Genomic DNA, 21,642 nt, shown 5'->3' on the forward strand with positions numbered 1-21,642 from the left:
TTATTCAGGCTGGAATTGTCGCAATGAGCGATTTTCTGGCATCTTAACCAAACCTGACTTTCCCATTTTTGTTCAAGTGACGAGTTTGCGAGCAAAGCGATGATAAAGTGGCCCTGGAAAACGAATGAAGCTGGCCGGGATATGGCGCTGCCATGGGATGACGCGCTGACGATCCCTGTTCTGGCTAATCTTAAGCCGGATGAACAAGCGAAACTGGTTCAGCTGGCGGATCGTTTTTTACAGCAAAAACGCCTGGTTCCACTGCAGGGTTTCGAACTCGATCCCCTTAAAAACGCGCGCATCGCCCTGCTTTTCTGTCTGCCGGTGCTTGAGCTCGGCATTGAGTGGCTGGACGGTTTCCACGAGGTGCTGATCTATCCGGCCCCCTTTATCGTCGATGACGAGTGGGAAGATGACATCGGGCTGGTGCACAACCAGCGCGTGGTGCAGTCCGGACAAAGCTGGCAGCAGGGGCCGATTATCCTGAACTGGCTCGACATTCAGGACTCGTTCGATGCGTCCGGTTTTAATCTGGTTATCCATGAAGTGGCGCATAAGCTCGATACCCGCAACGGCGATCGCGCCAGCGGAGTACCGCTGATCCCGCTTCGCGAGGTGGCGGGCTGGGAGCACGATCTGCACGCGGCGATGGATAACATCCAGGATGAAATAGACCTGGTGGGCGAAAGCGCGGCCAGCATTGACGCCTATGCGGCAACCGACCCGGCCGAGTGCTTTGCGGTGCTCTCGGAGTATTTCTTCAGCGCGCCAGAGCTTTTCGCGCCCCGCTTCCCGGCGCTGTGGCAGCGTTTCTGCCAGTTTTATCAGCAGGATCCGCTCCAGCGTCTGCGGCAAAATGAGGAGTCTGGCGGCCATTCCTCCCGCCAGATCCATTAAGGCTTTTCAGCAGGGGTCCGCTCGGTTGACCGTACCCCTATGCTCAACGCTAAAAACAGCACTGCCATTCCCCATGCGGCCACCGTCAAAGACTGCTCGCCGTAAAAGCGCGTCACCACAGGCACCAGCAGCGCGCTGACGCCGTAGCCTAACGTGTGGCTGGTGGCGATGACGCCCGCCCCTTTCCCGGTGGTCAGCCTGTCGTTCAGCAGAAGTTGGTAGCCCGGCGTGGCCATCGCCGCCCCGAGTGAAGTGATAACAATCCCCACGTAGAACAGCGTTAAACCGGCGACGGTCATCAGCCCAAGCCCTGCGACCATTAACACCGCCGCGATGCAAAGCAACGTCACCGGAGTGAAATGCTGCGGGCGGACCACCAGAAACTGCGCCGCGAGCGTGGCCAGCGCGGCCAGGCTCAGCAGAAGCGCAACATGATGGCTGATCTCCCGGGCGTTGCCCTCCAGCAGAGGGCTAAGATGCGGTGACAGGCCAAGCTGCATCAGGCTGACCAGCGCCGCCAGCAGCAACGCCAGCAGCAGGAACGGCAGCATCGAGGCCTGCAGGCGGGTCGCCTGGTGCGCCACCGGCGGCAGCGGCGGGTCTGCGGCTTCGCGAAGCACCAGCAGCAGCGCGATTAACGGCGCGATCGCCATCAGCCAGAGCGGCGCGACCGGGCTGACGCTGAGCATCAGCGCCGCCAGCGGCGGGCCGAGCAAACGTCCGCAGCTGAGGCCGGAGCTTATCGTCGCCAGCGCCGCCATTCTCTTCTCCAGCCCCGCACGCTGAATAGCCCACGTCTGGGCCGCAGGTACCAGCCCCGAGACCGTCAGTCCGTAAAGCAGACGTGAAAGAATCAGTCCCGCCAGTCCCCAGACGGTATCCAGCCTTCCGGCCGCCATCGCCCAGACCACCAGCGCCATGACGACGAAACTGGCCAGATAGCCGCTCAGCGAGGCCACCATCACGGCCTTACATCCCCGCCGCTCGCTCTGGCGTCCCCACCATGGCGAGGCCGGTAAAAAGAGCATGGATCCGAACATCAGCAGACCGGCCCAGACCGAGAGCGGCAGCCCGGTCAGGGTCACCAGCTGCGGGAGCATCACCAGCAGGCCGTTTTGCCCGATACCTAATAAACCCGCACATAGCGCCAGGGGCCAGTTGGCTTTTGAGATAACCTTTTCGGTCAATGTTTCTGAGTCAGTGCGCATGAGAATGTGAACATAGTGTCAATAAATGTGTGGAAATCATGAAGTTTATGAAAACAAATATTGCAAAAATGGTTGCGACTGTAAACAGAATGAATATCATAACGAGAATTATTATCAATCATGGAATGAGGTATATCTATGCGTGCTCTGCCCCGCTCTGCCGGTACAGACGTTGCAGCCCAGTGTTTTTTGAACGCCCTGTTGCGCGAAACGAAGGACTGGCGCTATCTCCCCGCTACCGCTGCGGATGCGTTACCGAACATTCATATCCCGCTGTCCCAAACCCAGGCGCTTCGGGTTCCGGTACGCTATTTCTCTCCCACCCAGCATCATCAGTACCGGTTCCCGGCCACGCTTCTTCAGAGCAACAGTGATGACGGTGACGCCGTCACATTTGATCAACTGGTTGATTTAATTCTTGAAAAACCGTCAGTAAAAGGCTCGCTGGATGCCGATACGCTGGCGCGTTTTAAGCAGCGCGTTCTTGAAAGCCATGCCCACACCTGGCAGGCGATCGATCTCCGCCACGGCTGGGTAAACCTGCGCGATAAGCCGCTGACTTTTGCTGAAGCGGAACAGGCGCTGCTGGTCGGCCACGCGTTTCACCCGGCGCCGAAGTCGCACGAGCCGTTCAACGAAACAGAGGCGCGTCGCTATCTTCCTGATTTCGCCTCCCGCTTCCCGCTGCGCTGGTTTGCCGTTGAGAGCGCGCTCGTTGCCGGCGACAGCCTGAACGTCTCCCTGCGCGAGCGTCTGCTGCGCTTCGCGGCCCAGAGCGCGCCTGAGCTGCTCGGCCACTTCACCGACACCCGCTGGCTGCTGCCGATGCATCCGTGGCAGGCCGACTTTCTGCTGGAGCAGGACTGGTGCCAGCGTCTGGCGGAAAACGGTGCATTGCAGGACCTGGGCGAAGCGGGCGCGCAGTGGCTGCCTACCAGCTCGTCCCGCTCGCTGTACAGCGAAACCAACAGCGACATGATTAAGTTCTCCCTCAGCGTGCGGCTGACCAACTCCGTGCGCACGCTGTCGGTCAAAGAAGTTAAGCGCGGAATGCGCCTCGCGCGTCTGGCGAAAACGGAACGCTGGCAAGATTTACAGGCCCGCTACCCGACCATGCGCGTGATGCAGGAGGACGGCTGGGCGGGGCTGCGTGACGAAAGCGGCGTTATTCAGGAAGAGAGCCTGATGGCCCTGCGCGTCAATCTGCTGTTCGATACGCCAGACACCCAGACCAACGTGCTGGTGAGCCTGACCCAGGCCGCGCCGGACGGCGGCGACAGCCTGCTGGCCTCCGCGGTGCGCCGTCTGAGCCAGCGTCTGGATTTACCCCTCGCCAAGGCCGCCCGCTGCTGGCTGGACGCCTATTGCGACCGCGTGTTGCTCCCGCTGTTCAGCGCCGAGGCGGACTACGGCCTGGTCCTGCTGGCGCACCAGCAAAATATCCTCGTTGAGATGCAGCAGGATTTCCCCGTCGGGCTGATCTACCGCGACTGCCAGGGCAGCGCGTGGACCGAAGGGGCCGACGCGTGGCTGAATTCAGCGGGCGAAACCGAGGTGGAAAACCGCTTCGGTGAGAGCCAGCTGCTGCGCTACTTCCCTTATTACCTGCTGCTGAACTCTACCCTTGCCGTCACCGCCGCCCTCGCCGCCGCCGGTTTCGACAGTGAGGAGAACCTGATGTCCCGCGTGCGCGACGCGCTGGCCGAACTGCGCCGCACGGCGAAGCAGACCCGCTGCCTCGACTACGTCCTCGACAGCCCGACATGGAACTGCAAAGGCAACTTCTTCTGCTACCTGCACGATCGCAATGAAAACACCATCGTCGATCCGGCGGTGATCTATTTCGACTTTAGCAACCCGTTTTACAAGGAGAAGGCGTAATGGCAATCGCGAATATCGTCCATTCCGGCTACGGCTTTCGCTGCACCGCAACGGATCGCGCGCTGCCGCTGACGTTGGGTCTCGACGGCAGCACGGTGCTGGAGCGTCTGAATGGGATCCCGGACGGCTGGCTGGTCGAAGCACTCGATCAGCTGTTTGTTGCCGCGCCCGCGCTGACCGGCATTACCCTGCCCTGGGCAGCCTGGCAGGATGCCCCTCAGGCGCAGGCGCTGTTTAGCCTGGCCCACGGGGACTATCTGGCACGCGAAACCTTCTGGCAGCTGCCGCTGTGGCTGAAAGGCGAACGGCCGCAGGCCAGCGGCGGGATGCAGTTTGATGAAAGCCGTCAGCTGTACTTCCCGCTGCGTCCTCACCGCCCGCAGGGCGAAGTGTACCGTCGTTACGATCCGCAAATTAAGCGCACCCTCAGCTTCCGCGTGGCCGACGTGGCGCTGGACGGCGAGCGCTTTACGCGCTGGATGAACAACCCGCGCGTGAACGCCTTCTGGGAGATGGCTGGCCCGCAGGCCGAGCAGGAAAACTACCTGCGCCGTCAGCTTGACTCGACCTACTGCTACCCGGTTATCGGCTGCTTCGATGACCAGCCGTTCGGCTATTTTGAGCTCTACTGGGCGCCAGAAGACCGCATTGGCCGCCACTACCGATGGCAGCCGTTTGACCGCGGGCTGCACATGCTGGTGGGCGAAGAGAACTGGCGCGGCGCTCAGTACATCCGCAGCTGGCTGCGCGGCCTGAGCCACTATCTGTATCTCGATGAACCGCGCACCGCGCGAATTGTCGCCGAGCCGCGCTTCGACAACCAGCGCCTGTTCCGCCATCTGGCCTCCGCCGGTTTCGAGACGGTGAAAGAGTTCGACTTCCCGCACAAGCGCTCGCGCCTCATCATGAGCCAGCGCCATCGCTTCTTCAGCGAGGTGGAACTGTGAACGCGCTCTGGCAGAAAGTGAACCGCGAGATGGTGGCGAAGCTCCTCGCCGAGCTGGAGTACGAACGCACCCTGCGCGCTGAGCCGGTTTCGTCGAACGGCTGGCGCATCGCCATGGGCAACGAGTCCTGGCAGTTTCGCGCCACGCGCGGGATCTGGGGCTGGCTGCATATCGACCCGGACAGCCTGATCGCCGCCAGCGGCGATGCCGTCGAAGCGGAACGCGCGCTGCTGCAGCTGGCGAAAGTGCTGGAGATGAGCGACGCGCAAACGGCAGAGCATATGGAAGATCTCTACGCCACGCTGCGCGGCGACATGCAGCTGCTGCAGGCGCGTGAAGCGCTGGACGCGGACGCGCTGATCCACCTCGACCCGGACGAATTACAGTGTCTGATGAGCGGTCACCCGAAGTTTATTTTCAACAAAGGTCGCCGCGGCTGGGGCCTGGACGCGCTGCGTCAGTACGCGCCTGAGTATCGCGGACGTTTTCGTCTGCACTGGGTCGCCGTTCAGCGAGAGCATCTGGTCTGGAGCAGCGACGCCGATTGCGATATCAACGCTCTGCTGGCCAGCGCCATGGACAACGCCGAGCTCGCCCGCTTCAACGCCCGCTGGCAGGCGCTGGGTCTCGACGACGGCTGGCTGCCGGTGCCGCTGCACCCGTGGCAGTGGCAGCAGAAGATCGCCGTTCATTTCCTGGCGCAGCTGGCGCGCGGTGAGATGGTTGAGCTGGGCGAATTTGGCGACGAGTATCTGGCGCAGCAGTCCCTGCGCACGCTCACTAACGCCAGCCGTCGCGCGCCGTATGACATCAAGCTTCCGCTGACCATCTACAACACCTCCTGCTATCGCGGCATCCCGGGCAAGTACATTGCCGCCGGGCCGCTGGCTTCGCGCTGGCTGCAGCAGCAGTTCGCTACCGACGCCACGCTGATCCGCTCCGGTGCTCAGGTGCTTGGCGAACCCGCCGCCGGTTATCTGTCGCATCCGGGCTATGCCGCATTGCCGAAAGCGCCCTACCGCTATCAGGAGATGCTGGGGGTGATCTGGCGCGAGAATCCGTCCTGTTATGTAGAAGACGGTGAACAGGCGGTGCTGATGGCGGCGCTGATGGAAACCGACAATGCCGGGCGCCCGCTGATCGACGCGTGGATTAAACGCTCGGGGCTAAGCGCCGACGCGTGGCTTGAAAAGCTGTTTGAGGCAACGGTGATCCCGTTCTATCACCTGCTCTGCCGCTACGGCGTGGCGCTGATCGCCCACGGCCAGAACGTGACGCTGGTGATGAAGGATTACGTCCCGCAGCGCATTCTGCTGAAAGATTTCCAGGGCGATATGCGCCTGGTGGATGAGGATTTCCCGCAGGCCCGGAGCCTGCCGGAGCAGGTGAAGGCCGTCACGGCGCGCCTGAGCGCGGATTACATTATTCACGACCTGCAAACCGGTAATTTTGTGACGGTGCTGCGCTTTATCTCGCGCCTCACGCTGCAATGCGGCGTGAGCGAAACGCGTTTCTACCAGCTTCTGGCCGGGGTTTTACGGGGTTATATGGCGGCGCACCCGGATCTGGCAGAACGCTTCGCCAAATTCGATCTCTTCAAGCCGCAGATTATTCGCGTGATCCTCAACCCGGTCAAACTGACCTTCTCCGAACACGACGGCGGCAGCCGCATGCTGCCGAACTACGTCACCGACCTTGATAACCCTCTTTTTCTCGCCTCCCGGGAGTCAGCGCAATGAAAACCTATGATTTCATCGGCATTGGTATTGGCCCGTTTAACCTCAGCATCGCCGCTCTGGCTGAAGGGCTGGACGGCTTTAGCTCGCTGTTCCTTGAGCGTAAACCGCACTTCTCCTGGCACCCGGGAATGATGGTGCCGGACTGCCACATGCAGACCAGCTTCCTGAAGGATCTGGTCAGCGCCGTGGAGCCAACCAACCGCCACAGCTTCCTGAACTACCTGGTGCAGCGCAAAAAGTTCTACCGCTTCCTGACTACCGAGCAGCGCACCGTCTCCCGCGAAGAGTTTGCGGACTACCTGTGCTGGGCGGCGGAAAACCTTACCAACCTCGCCTTCAGCCAGCAGGTACAGCAGGTGAGCTTTGATGAGAAAAGCGGCCTGTTTGAGGTAATGACCCAGCGCGACCGTTTCCTGGCGCGCCACGTCTGCGTGGGGATTGGCAAGCAGATCAACCTGCCTGACTGCGTCACCGCGCAGGACGATACCTGCTTCCACGCCAGCGAGATGATGCTGCGCACGCCGGATCTCGCGGGCAAGCGCGTCACCGTCGTCGGCGGCGGCCAGAGCGGCGCCGACCTGTTTTTGAATATCTTCCGCGGCGAATGGGGCCAGCCGCTGAGCCTGAACTGGGTATCGCGCCGCAATAACTATAATGCGCTGGATGAAGCCGCCTTTGCCAACGAGTATTTCACGCCGGAGTACGTGGACAGCTTCTCCACGCTGGGTGAAGAGGCCCGTCGGCAGATGCTGCACGAGCAGAAGATGACGTCCGACGGGATCACCACCGAGTCCCTGCTGGCGATTTACCGCGCCATGTACCACCGCTTCGAAGTGCTGCGTGAAAAACCCTGGGCGCATCTCCTGCCGTCCCGCTCGGTGACGGCGCTGACGCGCCAGGAAAACGGCCATCGCCTGAGCATTCAGCATCACCTCGACGGCGGCCGCGAGCAGCTGGAGAGCGACGTGGTGATTTTCGCCACCGGCTACCGCGCCGTGCAGCCCGCGTTCCTCGCGCCGCTGTCTCACCGCCTGCATCTGGATACGGACGAAGCCTTCTGCATTAACAACGATTTCACCCTCGAATGGGACGGCCCGCAGAGCAACCACCTGTTCGCCGTGAACGCCGGGATGCACCGTCTCGGCATTGCCGAACCCCAGCTCAGCCTGATGGCCTGGCGCGCGGCGCGAATTCTCAATCGCGCGCACGCCGACGAGCCGTTTGAGCTGGCCACCACACCCGGCGTTATCCACTGGCGCAGCACCACCAGCCCGGAGAACAGCCCGGTTTTTAAATCATTAGCAAAAACCACCGAGTACTGACACACACAATCAGGATCAACATAACAATGAAACGTTCTCATCTTTGGGTTTTAAATCCTTGCTTGCTTGCAATGCTTTCTACCTCTGCGTGGGCGGAAGAACAAAAGGAAGAAAATATCGTGGTCTCCGCCAGCCGCGCGCACCGCAGCGTGGCGGAGATGGCGCAGACCACCTGGGTCATTGAACGGGCTGAAATTGAGCAGCAGGTTCAGGGCGGGAAAGAGATTAAAGAAGTGCTGGCACAGCTGATCCCAGGTATGGACGTCAGCAGCCAGGGCCGTACCAACTACGGCATGAACCTGCGCGGCCGCTCCATGATGGTGATGGTGGACGGCGTTCGCCTGAACTCGTCCCGCAGCGACAGCCGCCAGCTGGACTCTATCGATCCGTTCAACATTGACCGTATCGAAGTGATCTCCGGCGCCACCTCGCTCTACGGCGGCGGCAGCACCGGCGGCCTGGTGAACATCGTCACCAAAAAGGGCCAGCCGGATACCGAAGTGGAGTTCCAGACCGGGGCAAAGAGCGGGTTTAACAGCCACAACGATCACGATGAGAACGTGTCGGCAGCCGTAAGCGGCGGTAACGACAACGCCTCCGGTCGTCTGTCGGTGTCGTATCAGCGCTACGGCGGCTGGTATGACGGCAAAGGCAACGAGGTGATTATCGATAACACCCAGACCGGCCTCCAGTATTCCGACCGTATAGATGTGATGGGCACAGGCACCATCAACATTGACGATCGTCAGCAGCTGCAGCTGACGACCCAGTACTACAAGAGCGAGTCCGACGGCAAGCATGGGCTGTATCTCGGGAAAAACTTCTCGGCGGTAACAGGCGATGCGACCGCGTACAACAAAGATAATCTTGATTCTGACCGCGTACCGGGCACCGAGCGCCATCTGATTAACCTGCAGTACTCCAATACCGATTTCTGGGGCCAGGATCTGGTCGCACAGATTTACTATCGCGACGAGAGCCTGACCTATTATCCGTTCCCGACCCTGACCAAAGGCGTGGTGAGCAGCATCGGCGCGTCCCAGCAGAAAACCGATTTTTACGGCGGCAAGCTGACGCTGAACAGCAAGCCGGTGGACGATTTAACGCTGACCTGGGGTGTGGATGCCGACCACGAAACCTTCGATGCCAACCAGCAGTTCTTCAACCTGAGCAAGGCCGCGGCGAGCGGCGGCATGGAGCTGGATAACGCCTACAACGTGGGCCGTTACCCGGGCTACAGCATCACCAACCTCGCCCCGTTCCTGCAGGCCAGCTACGACATTGACGCCATCACCCTGAGCGGCGGCGTGCGTTATCAGTACACCGAAAACAAGGTGGACGACTTTGTCGGTTATACCCAGCAGCAGGCCATCGCCACCGGGAAAGCCACCTCCGCCGACGCGGTGCCGGGCGGGAAAACCGATTACAACAACTTCCTGTTTAACGCCGGGATCCTCGGTCGCCTGACCGAACAGCAGCAGCTGTGGTTTAACTTCTCCCAGGGCTTCGAAATTCCGGACCTGGCGAAGTACTACGGCTCCGGCACCTATCAGCTCAGCAACGGTCACTATCGCCTGCTGAACAGCGTCAACGTGAACGATTCGACGCTGGACGGTATCAAGGTCAACGCTTATGAGCTGGGCTGGCGCTACACCGGCGATAACCTGCGCACGCAGGTCGCGGCGTATTACTCGCTCTCGGATAAAACCATCACCATCAACAAGACGGATATGACCATCAACCTGGAAGACGACAAGCGTCGTATCTACGGGGTGGAAGGTCAGGTGGACTATTTCTTCACCGACAGCGACTGGAGCACCGGTGCGAACTTTAACGCCATCAAGTCTGAAACGCGCGAAAACGGCAAATGGGAGAAGCTGACGGTTGACAGCGCAAGCCCGTCGAAAGCCAGCGCCTGGGTCAACTGGGCGCCGGGCGACTGGACCCTGCGCGTGCAGAGCACGCAGACCTTTGACGTGTCAGACTCCGACGGCAAGAAGATCGATGGCTATAACACGGTCGACTTCCTGGGCAGCTACGCCCTGCCGGTGGGCAAGGTCAGCTTCAGCGTGGAAAACCTGCTGGACAAAGACTACACCACCGCCTGGGGCCAGCGCGCACCGGGGCTGTATAGCCCAACCTACGGCGCACCGGGGCTGTATACCTATAAAGGCCGCGGACGTACGTTTGGTCTGAACTACTCCGTACTGTTCTGATCCTGCGCGCCGCCTGCGGGCGGCGCATTTTGCTGTGTAATTTCAACGCGAATTTGCTATAAAATCAGCGATTTGCTGAAATTGTCGGCAAACAAACAAAAAGTGCGTTTTCACCCTTTGACAAGGCGTACTGAGGTCGCTACTATGCGCCTCGTTCACACGATTCCTCTGTAGTTCAGTCGGTAGAACGGCGGACTGTTAATCCGTATGTCACTGGTTCGAGTCCAGTCAGAGGAGCCAAATTTGAAAAGCCTGCTTTTGAAGCAGGCTTTTTGCTTTTCTGCGTCACTGATGTTAATTCAGAATCGCATCCAGCCTGGCAAGCACTTCATTTACAACGGCGTCAGGTAAGCGTTCCAGCCGCATGCCGTTCCGGGCAGACATATCAATGGTTCTGGGCTGATCGCAGCGAATAACGCCCGTTGTTGTTGTCCCCGCCCCTTCCAGTGAAACGGTGAAACCTGCTGTACGTGCAAAGTTTCCGCCGCTGGTGACGGGAACCACTACCGGTAACCGGGTCAGCTTGTTAAACGATGCCTTCGATACGATAAGAACCGGACGTTTTCCACTTTGCTCGTGGCCAGCAATCGGATCCAGTGATACAAGCCAGATTTCCCCTCTTTCCATTTACAGGATCTCCCTGCCCACCGCAGGCGCATCGATCCACTCCCGCTCCTCTTCGCTCATTTCAGCGTGCGGATCGCACTGCGCCAGCAGTTCCTCAAGCGAATAGCGAGGCCGCTTCTGGGGTTCAATAATCAGGCAGCCATTATTAATGGTCATGCCGACTTCGCTGTCCGTCGACAGTTCCAGCGTTTTCAGCACAGCGGGAGGAACCGCCAGCATGATGGATCCGCCGACCTTTTTCAGACGAGTTGTATACATAGCGCACCTCCGGATATTATATTTTAATATAACATTCATGACGGGAAGTGCACAATTATTCATCAGATTCATGGTGATTTCCTTTTCGTATTTAGGTGTCCATAAAGCCGTAATCCATCGAAGGACAGTGCAGGCGGGAACGAAGCGCGGAACTAAGAAGGCTGATAATAGAAAACTCTTTTTGCGGTTCAAAGGATTATGGCGAATCGGATAAACGAAATGCGAGGCGGCTTCCGGATCGGAGCTGCGCCCGCTGTATTGTCTTTTGACCGTCGGAAAGACCCGTAACGCTCAGGGCAGCCTGGCAATCACCTTAATCTCAAACTGGAATCCGTACAGCCACGTCACGCCGATCCCGGTCAACGTCGGGTAAGGCGCTTCCCCCCAATATTCTGGCAGGATACTCCAGATTGCGTCGAGGTTTGACTCGGGATCGACGACAAAGAGGGTAACGTCAACCACGTCACCGAACGTGCAGCCCGCAGCAGCGAGAACAGCATTAAGGTTATCGAATGCCAGCCGGATCTGCGCGTTGAGATCCTCTTCAGGCGAACCATCCTCCCGGCTACCAACCTGTCCCGAAACAAACAGGAAGCCGTTAGATTTGATGGCGGGTGAATACCGGTTGCGCTCGTAGAGCGCCTGCCGACCGAAGGGAAAAACGGCTTCGCGTGTTGTCATGTTTGTGCCTCTGTAATGGGGCGAAATCTGCCCGGTGAACATAAAGACACTTTACAGTTGCTGTAGCGGGCGGATAAACAAGCGACTTTGTCCATCATTGTTTGTAATATCCAAACAATCGGTGAAAAGAGAGAACAACGGATGGATCGTTTCGATGCGATGCGCGCCTTTGCTCGCGTAGTTGAGGCAGGCAGTTTCACCAGGGCTGCCCAAACGCTTCATATGAGCAAAACCACGGTGACGCAGCTTATTCAGCAGCTGGAAGCGCGCCTGCGCGTCAAGCTGCTCCACCGCACCACCCGCAGGCTCGGTGTAACTCCTGATGGCGCGGTCTACTACGAGCGCGTCATCCGCCTGCTGGCGGACATGGAAGATGCTGAAAACAGCCTGTCCAGTGCGACGATGGCGCCCCGGGGGCGACTACGGGTGGACGTGCCCACTCCTCTCGCCCGCCTGGTGCTGGTGCCCGCGCTACCGGCTTTTCACGCGCGCTACCCTGATATCCAGTTCGACATGGGCGTGAGTGACCGGGTGGTGGATCTGATCGGCGACAACGTGGATTGCGTCGTGCGCGGCGGTGAAATCAACGACCAGTCCCTGATCGCACGCCATGTCGGCGATTTGCAAATCGGTGTTTACGTCGCACCGAGCTATGTGGAACGCCTCGGCGCACCTGCGCATCCGCGAGAGCTGGAAAACACGGACCATCGCATAGTGGGATTCTTGTCCTCACGCACCGGTAAGGTTGATCCTCTGGTACTGCACGGTGAGAGCGAACATATTGAAATCACGGGTAGCTACGTGCTTGCAGTGGATGATGGTAATGCCTACCTCGAAGCCGGGCTCGCGGGATTAGGCGTGATTGCGCTACCCGTTTATATGGCGGCTGCACATCAGGCTTGTGGCTCCTTGATTCCGCTATTTGAAGACTGGCGTATTAACCCAATGCCCCTGTACCTGGCCTTTCCGCCCAACCGCCACGTTAACGCCAAACTGCGCGTTTTTATTGATTGGATCGTTGAATTGATGCAGCAGCATGTCCCCACTTCTACCATTAAGTAACTGCATCTATTCGCTCATCACCGCCGAGTGACGGTCATGCTGGCGGTTTTGAAGCAGGTTTTTTGCTTTTCAGCCCTACAGCACAAACTCATAGTGCGAGCCATCCGGCAGCTCTACATCAAGCCGCAGCTTTCCGCCCGCCGCCTCAACGTAGCGCTTGAGAGAAGAGAGTTTCAAATCGCGCCCGGGCTTTTCCATTACCGCAACGGTAGGTTGCCTGATACCCAACGCCTGCGCCATTTCTACCTGCGTTTTTTGTACTTTCTCGCGTAACTCAGCAAGATGAATGTTGAGCAAAATATCCGTTGCTATCGCCTGAGCGCTGGCGACAACCTCCGGCTTTTCATCCGCTATAAGCTGCTCAAGGGTTCTTCCCATCGCGCTATTCCCTCTCTTTTAATGTATTCAGCCAGTGAGTGAATTCCTGGTCAGCAACGAGAAGCATCTCATCGTAGAATCGCCTTTCATTGCCGATCTTATTGCCCGCACAAAGCACGATACCCGTGCGGTTTGGATCAAAGGCGAAAAATGCCCGCAAGGGATCGCCCTTACTCTGAATACGTAGCTCTTTCATGTTGCTGTGACGAGAGCCTTTAAGCGTATCAGCGTAGGGTCTCGATAAACCCGGCCCCTTCTCTCGCAAAACAAGCAGTGCTGCAAGTACGCTGGCGCGATCGGTATCGTCAAGCGAAGTGAACCAGCGATCAAACCTGTCCGTCGTGTTAATTGCCCACACAAGACCTCCCATCCAATATAGATCAAAAGCTATATACATGCAAAGCTATAGCGATGATTATGCAGAGATGGAAAAGCAGAATCTTGTGGGGTTACGGAAATACTGAATGCGTGCCGGAGTAATTCTATGTATCCCTTGTTGGATATTCATTTTGTTACGAGCAGCATCGAAAAAAGTTCAGCAGCCCGTCAACTGCCGCCAGGCTGCCACTTCCTCATCCAGCCACGCGACAAAAAGAGCCACCTCCGGCTTCGTCTCCGTTGACCGCGCTTTCACCAGCCAGTAAGGCCAGGGATACGGCGCGGTAATGGAAGTTAGCTGGACCAGTTCACCCCGGGTGATGGCATCCTGAACCAGAGAGCGGCGCTCCAGCGCGATGCCTTTTCCGAGCCGAACGGCTTCGATAATTAAATTCGAGTCGTTAATGCACAAACCGCCAGGCACGATCTCTTTCTCAAGCCCCGCATTTACGCACCACGTTTTCCGCGACTCCATGGAAAAAATAATATGACTTTTTGCAATCTCAGCCGGCGTAGCGGGCAGCTCGCCGTCGTTATAGCCGGGTGCGGCCACCACAATAAGCTCATCGGAAAAAAGGTAATGGCTTTCGCTCCCTTCCCAGTTTCCCTTCCCCATTCTTATCGCGATATCTGTTCCTTCCTGCTGCAGGCTGGTGACCGTCAGGCTGGCCTGGATCCGAAGGGTGATAAGCGGATATTTCGCCAGAAAGCGTTCCAGACGCGGCAACAGCCAGTGGCATCCAAAAGACGGAACCATCGCCAGCGTCAGCTCCTGCTTTCTCGGCTTCACCTGTACGAGCCGGGTGGCATCTGCGATATGGCTCAACGCCTCGCGTACCTGTAAGGCATAGAGCCGCCCTTCTTCGTTAATCTGCACCCCGCGTCCCTGACGGATAAAGAGCTTAACGCCCACCATCTCCTCCAGCACTTTGATCTGCTGGCTGATAGCGGAATGGGTAACGTGGAGTTCTTTCGCCGCCAGCGTCACGCTGCCAAGACGGGCGACGGCTTCAAAGCTTCGCAAACTGGCAATGGGTGGAAAATCCGACATGAAAGCACTCCCTTATCCGCGCTGGATGTATAACGGCAACTTGCCCACATGTCAGTAATACTAACCTTTACGGTAAGATACTGAAGATATTCGCCAGGAAGTTTGTATTGTACTGTCTGATCATCCTCTTCAATGACGCGTTATTTCACAGAGACAGGAAAACGGCAACGATGATTAAGCTTGTTGGCATGATGGATTCACCTTATGTACGGCGCGTGGCGATTTCCCTTGAACTTTATGGCGTTGAGTTTGAAAGTCAGCCGCTGTCGGTATTCAGCACCTTCGACGCGTTCTCCCGAATCAACCCCGCGGTAAAAGCGCCCACGCTGATTCTGGATAACGGAATACGTTTGATGGACTCGTCGCTGATACTGAATTATTTCGAGACTCAGGCCGCACCCGGGCGGAGACTTCTGCCCGTCGCGCCGGATGCGCTGGCAAACGATCTTCAGACGCTGGGCTTTATCCTCGCCGCCGCGGAGAAAGCCGTGCAAAATGTGTATGAACACCACCAGCGCCCGGTGGAAAAGCAGCACGCTTTATGGGTCGAACGCATTACAACCCAGCTGCTGGCGGCCTGCAGGGAATGGAATGCCTTGCTGGAGACGCGTCCGGCCTCCGCCGTTCCCGATCAGGTTGCCGTCACGAGCACGGTTGTCTGGACGTTTATTCAGTCGATGATCCCGCACGTCGTTAACGCAGCGGATTTTAGAGGGATTCAGGCGGTTGCCGAATCATTTGAATCACAGGCAGTCTTTAAAAAATATCCGTTCAGCTAAGCGATGAGCCCGGTCAGCGCAGCGCTACCGGGCAAATCAGCACCTAAATCTGATAATCAATCGCCACTTCTTCCGGCTCCATCACCTGGCGTTTAATCTCATCTACCGACAGCCCGGCGTTGCAGAGTTCGATAAAGCGCCACACGTAGTTGCGCTGCAGCTGCCCGCGCTTCAGGCCAAGCCATACGGTGTTGGCGTCGAACAGATGACGCGTATCAAGACGCACCAGGTTCCCGTCCTCGCGTTCTCCGCTGGACTGTTCCGCCACCAGACCAATGCCCAGACCCAGCTCGACGTAGGTTTTGATCACGTCAGAATCCTGCGCGCTCAGCACCACGTCCGGCGTTAGCCCTTTGCGGTTGAAGGCCTCGTCTATGCGCGAGCGTCCGGTGATCCCCTGGCGGTAGGTGATCAGCGGCCATTTCGCAACGTCTTCCAGCGTCAGAGGGGAAACCTGATTCAGCGGATGATCGACCGGGAGTAACAGGCTGTGGTACCAGCGGAACCAGGGGAACGCCACCAGCAGCGGGTCGTTGCTCAGGCGTTCGCTGGCAATGCCGATATCCGCCCCACCGTTTTGCAGCAGCACTTCAATTTCCTGCGGCGTGCCCTGGATGAGCTCCAGACGGACGTCGGGGAAAAGTTCGCGGAACGCTTTAATCACCGGCGGCAGGCTGTAGCGCGCCTGGGTGTGGGTGGTGGCGATGGTGAGTACGCCCGAGGCGTCATTGGTAAAGAGATCCGCCAGACGACGCACGTTGCTGGCCTCGTTGAGGATCCGCTCAGCGATGGTGAGCAAAGCCTTACCCGGCTCCGTCATGCCGAGCAGCCGCTTGCCGCGACGGATAAAGATCTCTATGCCCAGCTCCTCTTCCAGCTCGCGGATGTGGCGGCTGACGCCGGACTGAGAGGTATAAAGCATATTGGCGACCTCGGTCAGGTTGTAGTCCCGCCTGGCCGCCTCACGGATAATTTTAAGTTGCTGGAAATTCACGGTTCACTCCGGCGCATCTGACATAGCTCTATTGTTAGAGTCAGCCGCGCTGCAGAACAAATAATAAAAACCAGCATCTTATGCTTTTATGGAATATCAGCTCACGAGCTGGAGTTCACGGTTCTCAAGCGACGGCTTGCTGACCAGCGACATCAAAATCTCTTTTACCGCCTGCGCCTGCGGCGTCAGCGAACCGCGTGCAGACATGTTCAGCGACAGCGGCAGGCTCATCGAAGGCGTGGTGATCCGCGCCATCCAGCCGTTCGCCGCGCTGCACAGCGAGCGGGCTGCGGATTCCGGCAGAACCGTCACACCCATTCCGCTGGCAATGGCCGCGGTGAGCGTGGAGATTGAGTCAATTTCACCGATGATTTTGGCCGTCAGGCGGCGCAGGGAGAACGCTTCGTCCACGCGCACGCGCACGGCGCTGTAGTCGCGCGGCAGATAAAGGTTCATCTCTGCCACGGCGGTAAGGTCTACGCTTTGGCCCGGACAGTCACGGGTGCCCACGAGGTAGAGATCTTCTTTCAGCAGCGGCTGGCTGGTGATGCCGGCGACCGGGGAGCGATCGTAAAGGACCGCCATATCCAGCTGGCCGTTGAGCAGTTTGTCATTCAGCACGGAGCCGCTGTTTTCGTGCAGGTACACCAGCACTTCTGGCAGCTCGGCGCGGACGGCCTGCAGCAGCGGCATGGTAATAGAGGACGCGGCCGTTCCCGGCGCCAGGCCGATAGACACGTGCCCGCTCAGGGTCTGTCCCACGTTATTCACCGCCAGCTGCGCCTGTTCACACTGGCGAAGGATGGTGCGCGCATGGGTATACAGGATCTTGCCTGCTTCCGTTGGCGTGACGCCGCGTTTGGTGCGGATCAACAGCTGCTGATCCATCTCGCCTTCCAGAGTAGCCACCTGCTGGCTCAGCGCAGGCTGCGCGATATGCAGCACTTCTGCCGCTTGAGTCAGGCTGCCGATATCGACGATTTTTACGAAGTATTTCAGTCGTCTTAAGTTCATTTTGCCCCCTGTTCGAAATGCTGTGCCGGAACCGGCTGTCGTTGTCGAACAGGTTTTGCAATATGAATGCCACTTTTACCAGGCGGTCTAAATTGTTCGCTAAGCGCCTGAAAATAAGGAAACCTAATCATGGAGGGGGGTTTTATTACCGAAACAGCAGTTTATGATCTGCCCCATTAGGAGTATACCCGCACCATGACGGTGCATTCCGCTGCCAAAAACATCACTTTGCCGATTTTGTCAGCAAACGATCAAAAGGCGTTGATCCACCCTTTGACAAGGCGAACGCAGGTCGATAATATGCGCCCCGTTCACACGATTCCTCTGTAGTTCAGTCGGTAGAACGGCGGACTGTTAATCCGTATGTCACTGGTTCGAGTCCAGTCAGAGGAGCCAAATTTGAAAAGCCTGCTTTTAAAGCAGGCTTTTTGCTTTTCTGCGCAAGGTAAATGCAAAACGGCAACCGGGTTGCCGTTTTTAGTGTTTGCACCCTCTCCCGTGGGAGAGGGCTGGGGTGAGGGCACCAGCCCGCGCCATCCCTTTACATGCCAATCTTAACCGGCATCCCCGACCGCCGTTCCAGCTCAGCGCCCGCGCCCTCGTTTATCAGCTGCGTTCGCTGCGCGGCTGAAATAGGCAGCGGCACTTTCCGGGTTGACTCAAATTCCGCACGGTTACGTGATAATGGCTCATGAACTTCCACCCAGCGGCTGCCGTCCGGCTCCGTGGTCATCTTTACAGGCCGATCGATAAGCTGCACGCGGGTTCCCACGGGAACGTTATCGAAAAGATACTTGATGTCGTTATTACGCAGACGAATACAGCCCTGACTTACCCGCAGCCCGATGCCGAAATTCGAGTTTGTGCCGTGAATGGCATACAGCCTGCCGATATAAATCGCATACAGCCCCATCGGGTTATCCGGCCCGGCGGGCACGAATGCCGGCAGCGTTTTCCCTTCTGCCGCATAGGCACGGCGCGTATTCGGCGTTGGAGACCAGGTTGGCCCCTCCTGCTTACGCTCAACGGCCGTCACCCAGTTACGCGGGGTTTCACGCCCGGCCTGACCGATACCGATGGGCAGCACTTCAACGGTGTTACCGCCTGGCGGGTAGTAGTAGAGACGCATCTCCGCCGCATTCACGATAATGCCCTCGCGGACGGTGTCAGGCAAAATCAGCTGCTGGGGTATCACCAGCCGGGTGCCGGGTTTGGGCAAAAAAGGATCCACGCCCGGGTTTGCTTCCAGCAGGTTGCTCAGCCCCTGCCCGTGCTGCGCGGCAAAGGCTTCCAGAGGCAGCGTATTGCCTTCGGGAACGGTGATGATAATCGGGGTGCCCACCAGACGACTGCCTTCCGGCGGGAGCGTATAGGTTACGGCAAACGCACCGGGTACAGCGGCACACAGCGTAAGGACGAACCAGGTAAGTCGAATCATAGTTTTCTGCGCTCAAAAAAGAGAAAGCCCGGACTCAGGCAGGCTTTCTCAGTTTACGCTATCACGCCTCGGTTTTGCGCCACCTGCGCGTCAGCACTTTCTCCGCCTCGACAATAAGGAACATCACAAAACCAATCAGGAAGGTGATGACCCAGTAGCGGAACGGCAGCGCTTCGGTGCCAAACAGCATCTGCATGAACGGTGCGTAAATGATAAGAAGCTGCAACGCCAGCAGTACGCCGCTCACGATCCAAATTCCTTTGTTCGCCAGCAGGCCTTTGCTCAGCGAGAAGCCGTCATTCACGCGACAGTTGAGCATGTAGAACCACTGCGCAGTGACCAGGGTTTGCAGCAGCACGGTGCGGATAAATTCTGCCGAGTAGCCGCGCGGCTGTAGCCAGGCTTCCAGCACGAAGGCGCTGATGGCAATCATCAGACCGACAAACACCACGCGCCAGATGGCATAGCCGTCCATCACATGGAGATTCGCCTTGCGCGGTGGCCGGTTCATGATGTCCTTCTCACCCGCTTCAAACGCCAGGCCAAACGACAGCGTTGCCGACGTCGCCATGTTCATCCACAGGATCAGGACCGGCGTCAGCGGGATCAGGTTCCCCGCCAGCAGCGCGATGATAATCAGCAGGGCCTGCGCGATGTTGCTGGGGATAACGAACAGAATGGTCTTTTTCAGGTTATCGTAAACCCGACGCCCCTCGTGCACCGCGCTGGCAATGGTGGCAAAGTTGTCATCCGTTAACACCATGTCGGCGGCTTCCTTGGTCACTTCCGTCCCCTTAATCCCCATGGCGATACCCACATCCGCCCGCTTGAGCGCGGGGGCATCATTTACGCCATCCCCAGTCATGCCCACGACTTCCTGTTTACTTTGCAGAGCCTGCACAAGGCGGAATTTATCCTCCGGGCTGGTTCGGGCGAAAATATCGTACTGCTGTGCGGCGTCGCTCAGCTGACGATCGTCCATCGCCTCCAGCTCACGTCCGGTGATAGCGCTTGCGGCGTTACCAATCCCCAACATTTGCCCAATGCTCATGGCCGTTTGCGGGTGGTCACCGGTGATCATTTTGACGCGGATCCCGGCCTGCAGACAGTCGGCAATGGCGGTAATGGCCTCCGGACGCGGCGGATCCATCATTCCTGCGATACCCAGCAGGATCACGCCGTCATGCAGGTCCGGGTGATCCAGCTCGCGTTGTCCCTCGTGGGCAGGTTTCCAGGCCGCAGCCACCATGCGCAGCCCCTCACGGGCATACTCTTCAATCTTCCCTTCCCAGTAAGGCTGATCGAACGGCTGCAGCCCGTCATTCGTCTGCTGGTACTGGCAGAGGCGGAACAGGACGTCCGGCGCGCCGGTGATTAAAATCACCTCTTCATCGCCCAGCCGGTACAGCGTGGACATGTATTTATACTGCGAATCAAACGGGATTTTACTGCGCATTTCGGTATCGAGCGGTGGGAGCGGGATTTTCGCCGCCAGCACCTTCAGCGCGCCCTCGGTTGGGCCCCCGGTGATTTTCCACAGCCCCTGCTCGTCTTTGATCAGCTGGCTGTCATTACAGAGATCAATGGTGCGCAGATAGCGTTCCAGCAGGGAACCCTGCGTCACGCTGACGGGCGTCGGGTCATCTACGGGGTGAATATTCCCCACCGGTTCGTAGCTGTCGCCCTCTACGCGATAGGTCGTGTCAGCGGTAATCACCGCTTTGACCGTCATTTCATTCATCGTCAGGGTGCCGGTTTTATCCGAGCAGATGACCGTCATCGCCCCCAGCGTTTCCACCGTAGGCAGCTTGCGAATGATAGCCTTGCGACGCGCCATGGCCTGTACGCCAAGCGAAAGGATGATGGAAATGATGGCCGGCAGGCCTTCCGGCACGGCGGCAACGGCGAGGCTAATAAGCGACAGCACCAGTTCAGAAACCGGCATATCCCGGAACAGGAGGCTAAAGACAAACAGCGCCACCATCATCACCAGGATAGTGATGAAGATGGTCTTACCGAGCTTATCCATCTGCACCATCAGCGGCGTGCGGTGTTTTTCAATGTCGGACATCATCTGATTGATGTGGCCCAGTTCGGTCTCGCCCCCGGTTGCCACCACCACGCCTTTACCGCCGCCGGAGCTAACGGTAGTGCCTGAGTAGAGCAGATTATACCGGTCACCTAAGGGCAGTTCCCCGCTTAACGCATCGCTGTTTTTCTCAACAACGGTGGATTCGCCCGTCAGGATGGCCTCCTCCACGCGAAGGTTATGCGCTTCAATCACGCGCAGGTCCGCAGGGATACGATCCCCGGCGCGGATCACCACGATATCTCCCGGAACCAGCGCCGTGGTGGGGATCGTTTCGTGATTCCCCTGTCGTACCACCACGGCTTCGCTGGAGAGCATATTGCGAATACTCTGCAGCGATTTTTCAGCATTGCTCTCCTGGATATGGCCAATCAGCGCGTTAATGATGGCAACCCCAAGGATCACAAACATGTCTACCCAGTGGCCCATGAAGAGCTTAAGCAACGCGGCCACCAGCAGAACGTAAATCAATACGTCGTTAAAATGCGCCAGGAAGCGCAGCCAGGCGGGTTTACCCTTTTTTTGCGGTAACGCATTCTCACCATGCTGCTGAAGTCGGGCTGATGCCTCTGTGCCGCTAAGGCCTTCCAGGGTGGAGTGAATATTCGACAGGGTTTCATCAACGGTTTGTTGATAATACGGACGTTCAGGTTTTCCTGTTTTCATCGTTCCTTCCTCAGGTT

Annotated in this window: 19 protein-coding genes and 2 tRNA genes; 10 read left to right on the forward strand and 11 right to left on the reverse strand. The window is 58.1% G+C overall.

Going from position 1 to position 21,642, the window contains the following annotated elements; translation table 11 throughout:
• Positions 1-99: 99 nt before the first annotated feature.
• Complete coding sequence (gene mtfA, locus UR289_RS07655) at positions 100-897, forward strand: DgsA anti-repressor MtfA (RefSeq protein WP_033145920.1); 798 nt, start codon at positions 100-102, stop codon at positions 895-897.
• Here mtfA and UR289_RS07660 read toward each other — a convergent pair.
• On the reverse strand, positions 894-2,105 hold the full coding sequence (locus UR289_RS07660; RefSeq protein WP_320709623.1) for an MFS transporter: 1,212 nt from the start codon (positions 2,103-2,105) through the stop codon (positions 894-896). The two genes, mtfA and UR289_RS07660, sit on opposite strands and share 4 nt — an antisense overlap.
• A 138-nt stretch (positions 2,106-2,243) precedes the next feature.
• On the opposite strand from UR289_RS07660, the gene UR289_RS07665 reads away from it, so the two are divergent.
• The 6 genes from UR289_RS07665 (at position 2,244) to UR289_RS07690 (ending at position 10,450) form a co-directional block, all read left to right on the forward strand.
• On the forward strand, positions 2,244-3,986 hold the full coding sequence (locus UR289_RS07665) for an IucA/IucC family protein (RefSeq protein ID WP_320709625.1): 1,743 nt from the start codon (positions 2,244-2,246) through the stop codon (positions 3,984-3,986).
• On the forward strand, positions 3,986-4,933 hold the full coding sequence (locus UR289_RS07670) for a GNAT family N-acetyltransferase (protein WP_320709627.1): 948 nt from the start codon (positions 3,986-3,988) through the stop codon (positions 4,931-4,933). The genes UR289_RS07665 and UR289_RS07670 overlap by 1 nt, the downstream gene beginning before the upstream one ends.
• Positions 4,930-6,672 carry an aerobactin synthase IucC gene (gene iucC / locus UR289_RS07675; protein ID WP_320709628.1) on the forward strand — a complete coding sequence of 581 codons (1,743 nt, stop codon included), beginning with the start codon at positions 4,930-4,932 and terminating at the stop codon, positions 6,670-6,672. Before UR289_RS07670 ends, iucC begins: the two co-directional genes overlap by 4 nt.
• Entirely contained in the window at positions 6,669-7,994 is a 1,326-nt protein-coding gene (locus UR289_RS07680; RefSeq protein ID WP_320709629.1) for a lysine N(6)-hydroxylase/L-ornithine N(5)-oxygenase family protein, read from the forward strand. The genes iucC and UR289_RS07680 overlap by 4 nt, the downstream gene beginning before the upstream one ends.
• A gap of 26 nt (positions 7,995-8,020) precedes the next feature.
• On the forward strand, positions 8,021-10,210 hold the full coding sequence (locus UR289_RS07685; protein WP_045356712.1) for a TonB-dependent siderophore receptor: 2,190 nt from the start codon (positions 8,021-8,023) through the stop codon (positions 10,208-10,210).
• A gap of 164 nt (positions 10,211-10,374) precedes the next feature.
• A tRNA-Asn gene (locus UR289_RS07690) sits at positions 10,375-10,450 on the forward strand.
• Positions 10,451-10,504: 54 nt separating this feature from the next.
• Here UR289_RS07690 and UR289_RS07695 read toward each other — a convergent pair.
• The 3 genes from UR289_RS07695 to UR289_RS07705 all read right to left on the reverse strand — a co-directional run bounded on the left by UR289_RS07695 (position 10,505) and on the right by UR289_RS07705 (position 11,776).
• The gene (locus UR289_RS07695; protein WP_320709631.1) at positions 10,505-10,837 is read right to left on the reverse strand and encodes a type II toxin-antitoxin system PemK/MazF family toxin; all 333 of its coding nucleotides are present in this window, start codon (positions 10,835-10,837) and stop codon (positions 10,505-10,507) included.
• A complete protein-coding gene (locus UR289_RS07700; RefSeq protein WP_087822830.1) occupies positions 10,838-11,095 on the reverse strand; it encodes an antitoxin in 258 nt (85 codons plus the stop codon). It lies immediately after the preceding gene.
• A gap of 291 nt (positions 11,096-11,386) precedes the next feature.
• Positions 11,387-11,776: a RidA family protein gene (locus UR289_RS07705; protein ID WP_058841452.1), complete on the reverse strand. Its 390-nt coding sequence runs from the start codon at positions 11,774-11,776 to the stop codon at positions 11,387-11,389.
• Positions 11,777-11,917: 141 nt separating this feature from the next.
• On the opposite strand from UR289_RS07705, the gene UR289_RS07710 reads away from it, so the two are divergent.
• Positions 11,918-12,838, forward strand: a complete 921-nt coding sequence (locus tag UR289_RS07710; protein WP_320709634.1) for a LysR family transcriptional regulator — start codon at positions 11,918-11,920, stop codon at positions 12,836-12,838.
• A 75-nt stretch (positions 12,839-12,913) separates the two neighbouring features.
• On the opposite strand, the gene UR289_RS07715 is transcribed toward UR289_RS07710, so the two are convergent.
• The 3 genes from UR289_RS07715 to UR289_RS07725 all read right to left on the reverse strand — a co-directional run bounded on the left by UR289_RS07715 (position 12,914) and on the right by UR289_RS07725 (position 14,645).
• Positions 12,914-13,216, reverse strand: a complete 303-nt coding sequence (locus UR289_RS07715) for an XRE family transcriptional regulator (protein WP_029741460.1) — start codon at positions 13,214-13,216, stop codon at positions 12,914-12,916.
• 4 nt (positions 13,217-13,220) lie between these two features.
• The gene (locus UR289_RS07720) at positions 13,221-13,574 is read right to left on the reverse strand and encodes a type II toxin-antitoxin system RelE/ParE family toxin (RefSeq protein ID WP_320709637.1); all 354 of its coding nucleotides are present in this window, start codon (positions 13,572-13,574) and stop codon (positions 13,221-13,223) included.
• 177 nt (positions 13,575-13,751) lie between these two features.
• Complete coding sequence (locus UR289_RS07725; RefSeq protein ID WP_320709639.1) at positions 13,752-14,645, reverse strand: LysR substrate-binding domain-containing protein; 894 nt, start codon at positions 14,643-14,645, stop codon at positions 13,752-13,754.
• Positions 14,646-14,818: 173 nt separating this feature from the next.
• On the opposite strand from UR289_RS07725, the gene UR289_RS07730 reads away from it, so the two are divergent.
• A complete protein-coding gene (locus UR289_RS07730) occupies positions 14,819-15,424 on the forward strand; it encodes a glutathione S-transferase family protein (RefSeq protein ID WP_320709674.1) in 606 nt (201 codons plus the stop codon).
• Between the two features lie 43 nt (positions 15,425-15,467).
• On the opposite strand, the gene cbl is transcribed toward UR289_RS07730, so the two are convergent.
• The gene (gene cbl, locus UR289_RS07735) at positions 15,468-16,418 is read right to left on the reverse strand and encodes an HTH-type transcriptional regulator Cbl (RefSeq protein WP_023336219.1); all 951 of its coding nucleotides are present in this window, start codon (positions 16,416-16,418) and stop codon (positions 15,468-15,470) included.
• 96 nt (positions 16,419-16,514) lie between these two features.
• Positions 16,515-17,432 (reverse strand): nitrogen assimilation transcriptional regulator NAC, encoded by a 918-nt coding sequence (gene nac / locus UR289_RS07740; RefSeq protein ID WP_033145933.1) that lies wholly within the window; start codon positions 17,430-17,432, stop codon positions 16,515-16,517.
• Between the two features lie 320 nt (positions 17,433-17,752).
• On the opposite strand from nac, the gene UR289_RS07745 reads away from it, so the two are divergent.
• Positions 17,753-17,828: transfer RNA gene (locus UR289_RS07745), tRNA-Asn, on the forward strand.
• 145 nt (positions 17,829-17,973) lie between these two features.
• Here the strand turns inward: UR289_RS07745 and ldtA are convergent.
• Positions 17,974-18,870 carry a L,D-transpeptidase gene (gene ldtA, locus UR289_RS07750; protein ID WP_047061146.1) on the reverse strand — a complete coding sequence of 299 codons (897 nt, stop codon included), beginning with the start codon at positions 18,868-18,870 and terminating at the stop codon, positions 17,974-17,976.
• 61 nt (positions 18,871-18,931) lie between these two features.
• A complete protein-coding gene (locus UR289_RS07755) occupies positions 18,932-21,625 on the reverse strand; it encodes a cation-transporting P-type ATPase (protein WP_196354214.1) in 2,694 nt (897 codons plus the stop codon).
• Between the last annotated feature and the right edge of the window lie 17 nt (positions 21,626-21,642).

It is taken from the genome of Enterobacter sp. 302C9 (assembly GCF_034106085.1).
GTDB classification, from domain to species: domain Bacteria; phylum Pseudomonadota; class Gammaproteobacteria; order Enterobacterales; family Enterobacteriaceae; genus Enterobacter; species Enterobacter asburiae_B.

Coding starts and splice junctions, on each gene's coding strand:
- UR289_RS07665 (WP_320709625.1), top strand. CDS start 2,244: ATGCGTGCTCTGCCCCGCTCTGCCGGTACAGACGTTGCAGCCCAGTGT.
- UR289_RS07680 (WP_320709629.1), top strand. CDS start 6,669: ATGAAAACCTATGATTTCATCGGCATTGGTATTGGCCCGTTTAACCTC.
- UR289_RS07725 (WP_320709639.1), bottom strand. CDS start 14,645: ATGTCGGATTTTCCACCCATTGCCAGTTTGCGAAGCTTTGAAGCCGTC.
- UR289_RS07710 (WP_320709634.1), top strand. CDS start 11,918: ATGGATCGTTTCGATGCGATGCGCGCCTTTGCTCGCGTAGTTGAGGCA.
- mtfA (WP_033145920.1), top strand. CDS start 100: ATGATAAAGTGGCCCTGGAAAACGAATGAAGCTGGCCGGGATATGGCG.
- UR289_RS07695 (WP_320709631.1), bottom strand. CDS start 10,837: ATGGAAAGAGGGGAAATCTGGCTTGTATCACTGGATCCGATTGCTGGC.
- UR289_RS07670 (WP_320709627.1), top strand. CDS start 3,986: ATGGCAATCGCGAATATCGTCCATTCCGGCTACGGCTTTCGCTGCACC.
- UR289_RS07755 (WP_196354214.1), bottom strand. CDS start 21,625: ATGAAAACAGGAAAACCTGAACGTCCGTATTATCAACAAACCGTTGAT.
- UR289_RS07660 (WP_320709623.1), bottom strand. CDS start 2,105: ATGCGCACTGACTCAGAAACATTGACCGAAAAGGTTATCTCAAAAGCC.
- nac (WP_033145933.1), bottom strand. CDS start 17,432: ATGAACTTAAGACGACTGAAATACTTCGTAAAAATCGTCGATATCGGC.
- UR289_RS07705 (WP_058841452.1), bottom strand. CDS start 11,776: ATGACAACACGCGAAGCCGTTTTTCCCTTCGGTCGGCAGGCGCTCTAC.
- ldtA (WP_047061146.1), bottom strand. CDS start 18,870: ATGATTCGACTTACCTGGTTCGTCCTTACGCTGTGTGCCGCTGTACCC.
- UR289_RS07685 (WP_045356712.1), top strand. CDS start 8,021: ATGAAACGTTCTCATCTTTGGGTTTTAAATCCTTGCTTGCTTGCAATG.
- UR289_RS07700 (WP_087822830.1), bottom strand. CDS start 11,095: ATGTATACAACTCGTCTGAAAAAGGTCGGCGGATCCATCATGCTGGCG.
- UR289_RS07715 (WP_029741460.1), bottom strand. CDS start 13,216: ATGGGAAGAACCCTTGAGCAGCTTATAGCGGATGAAAAGCCGGAGGTT.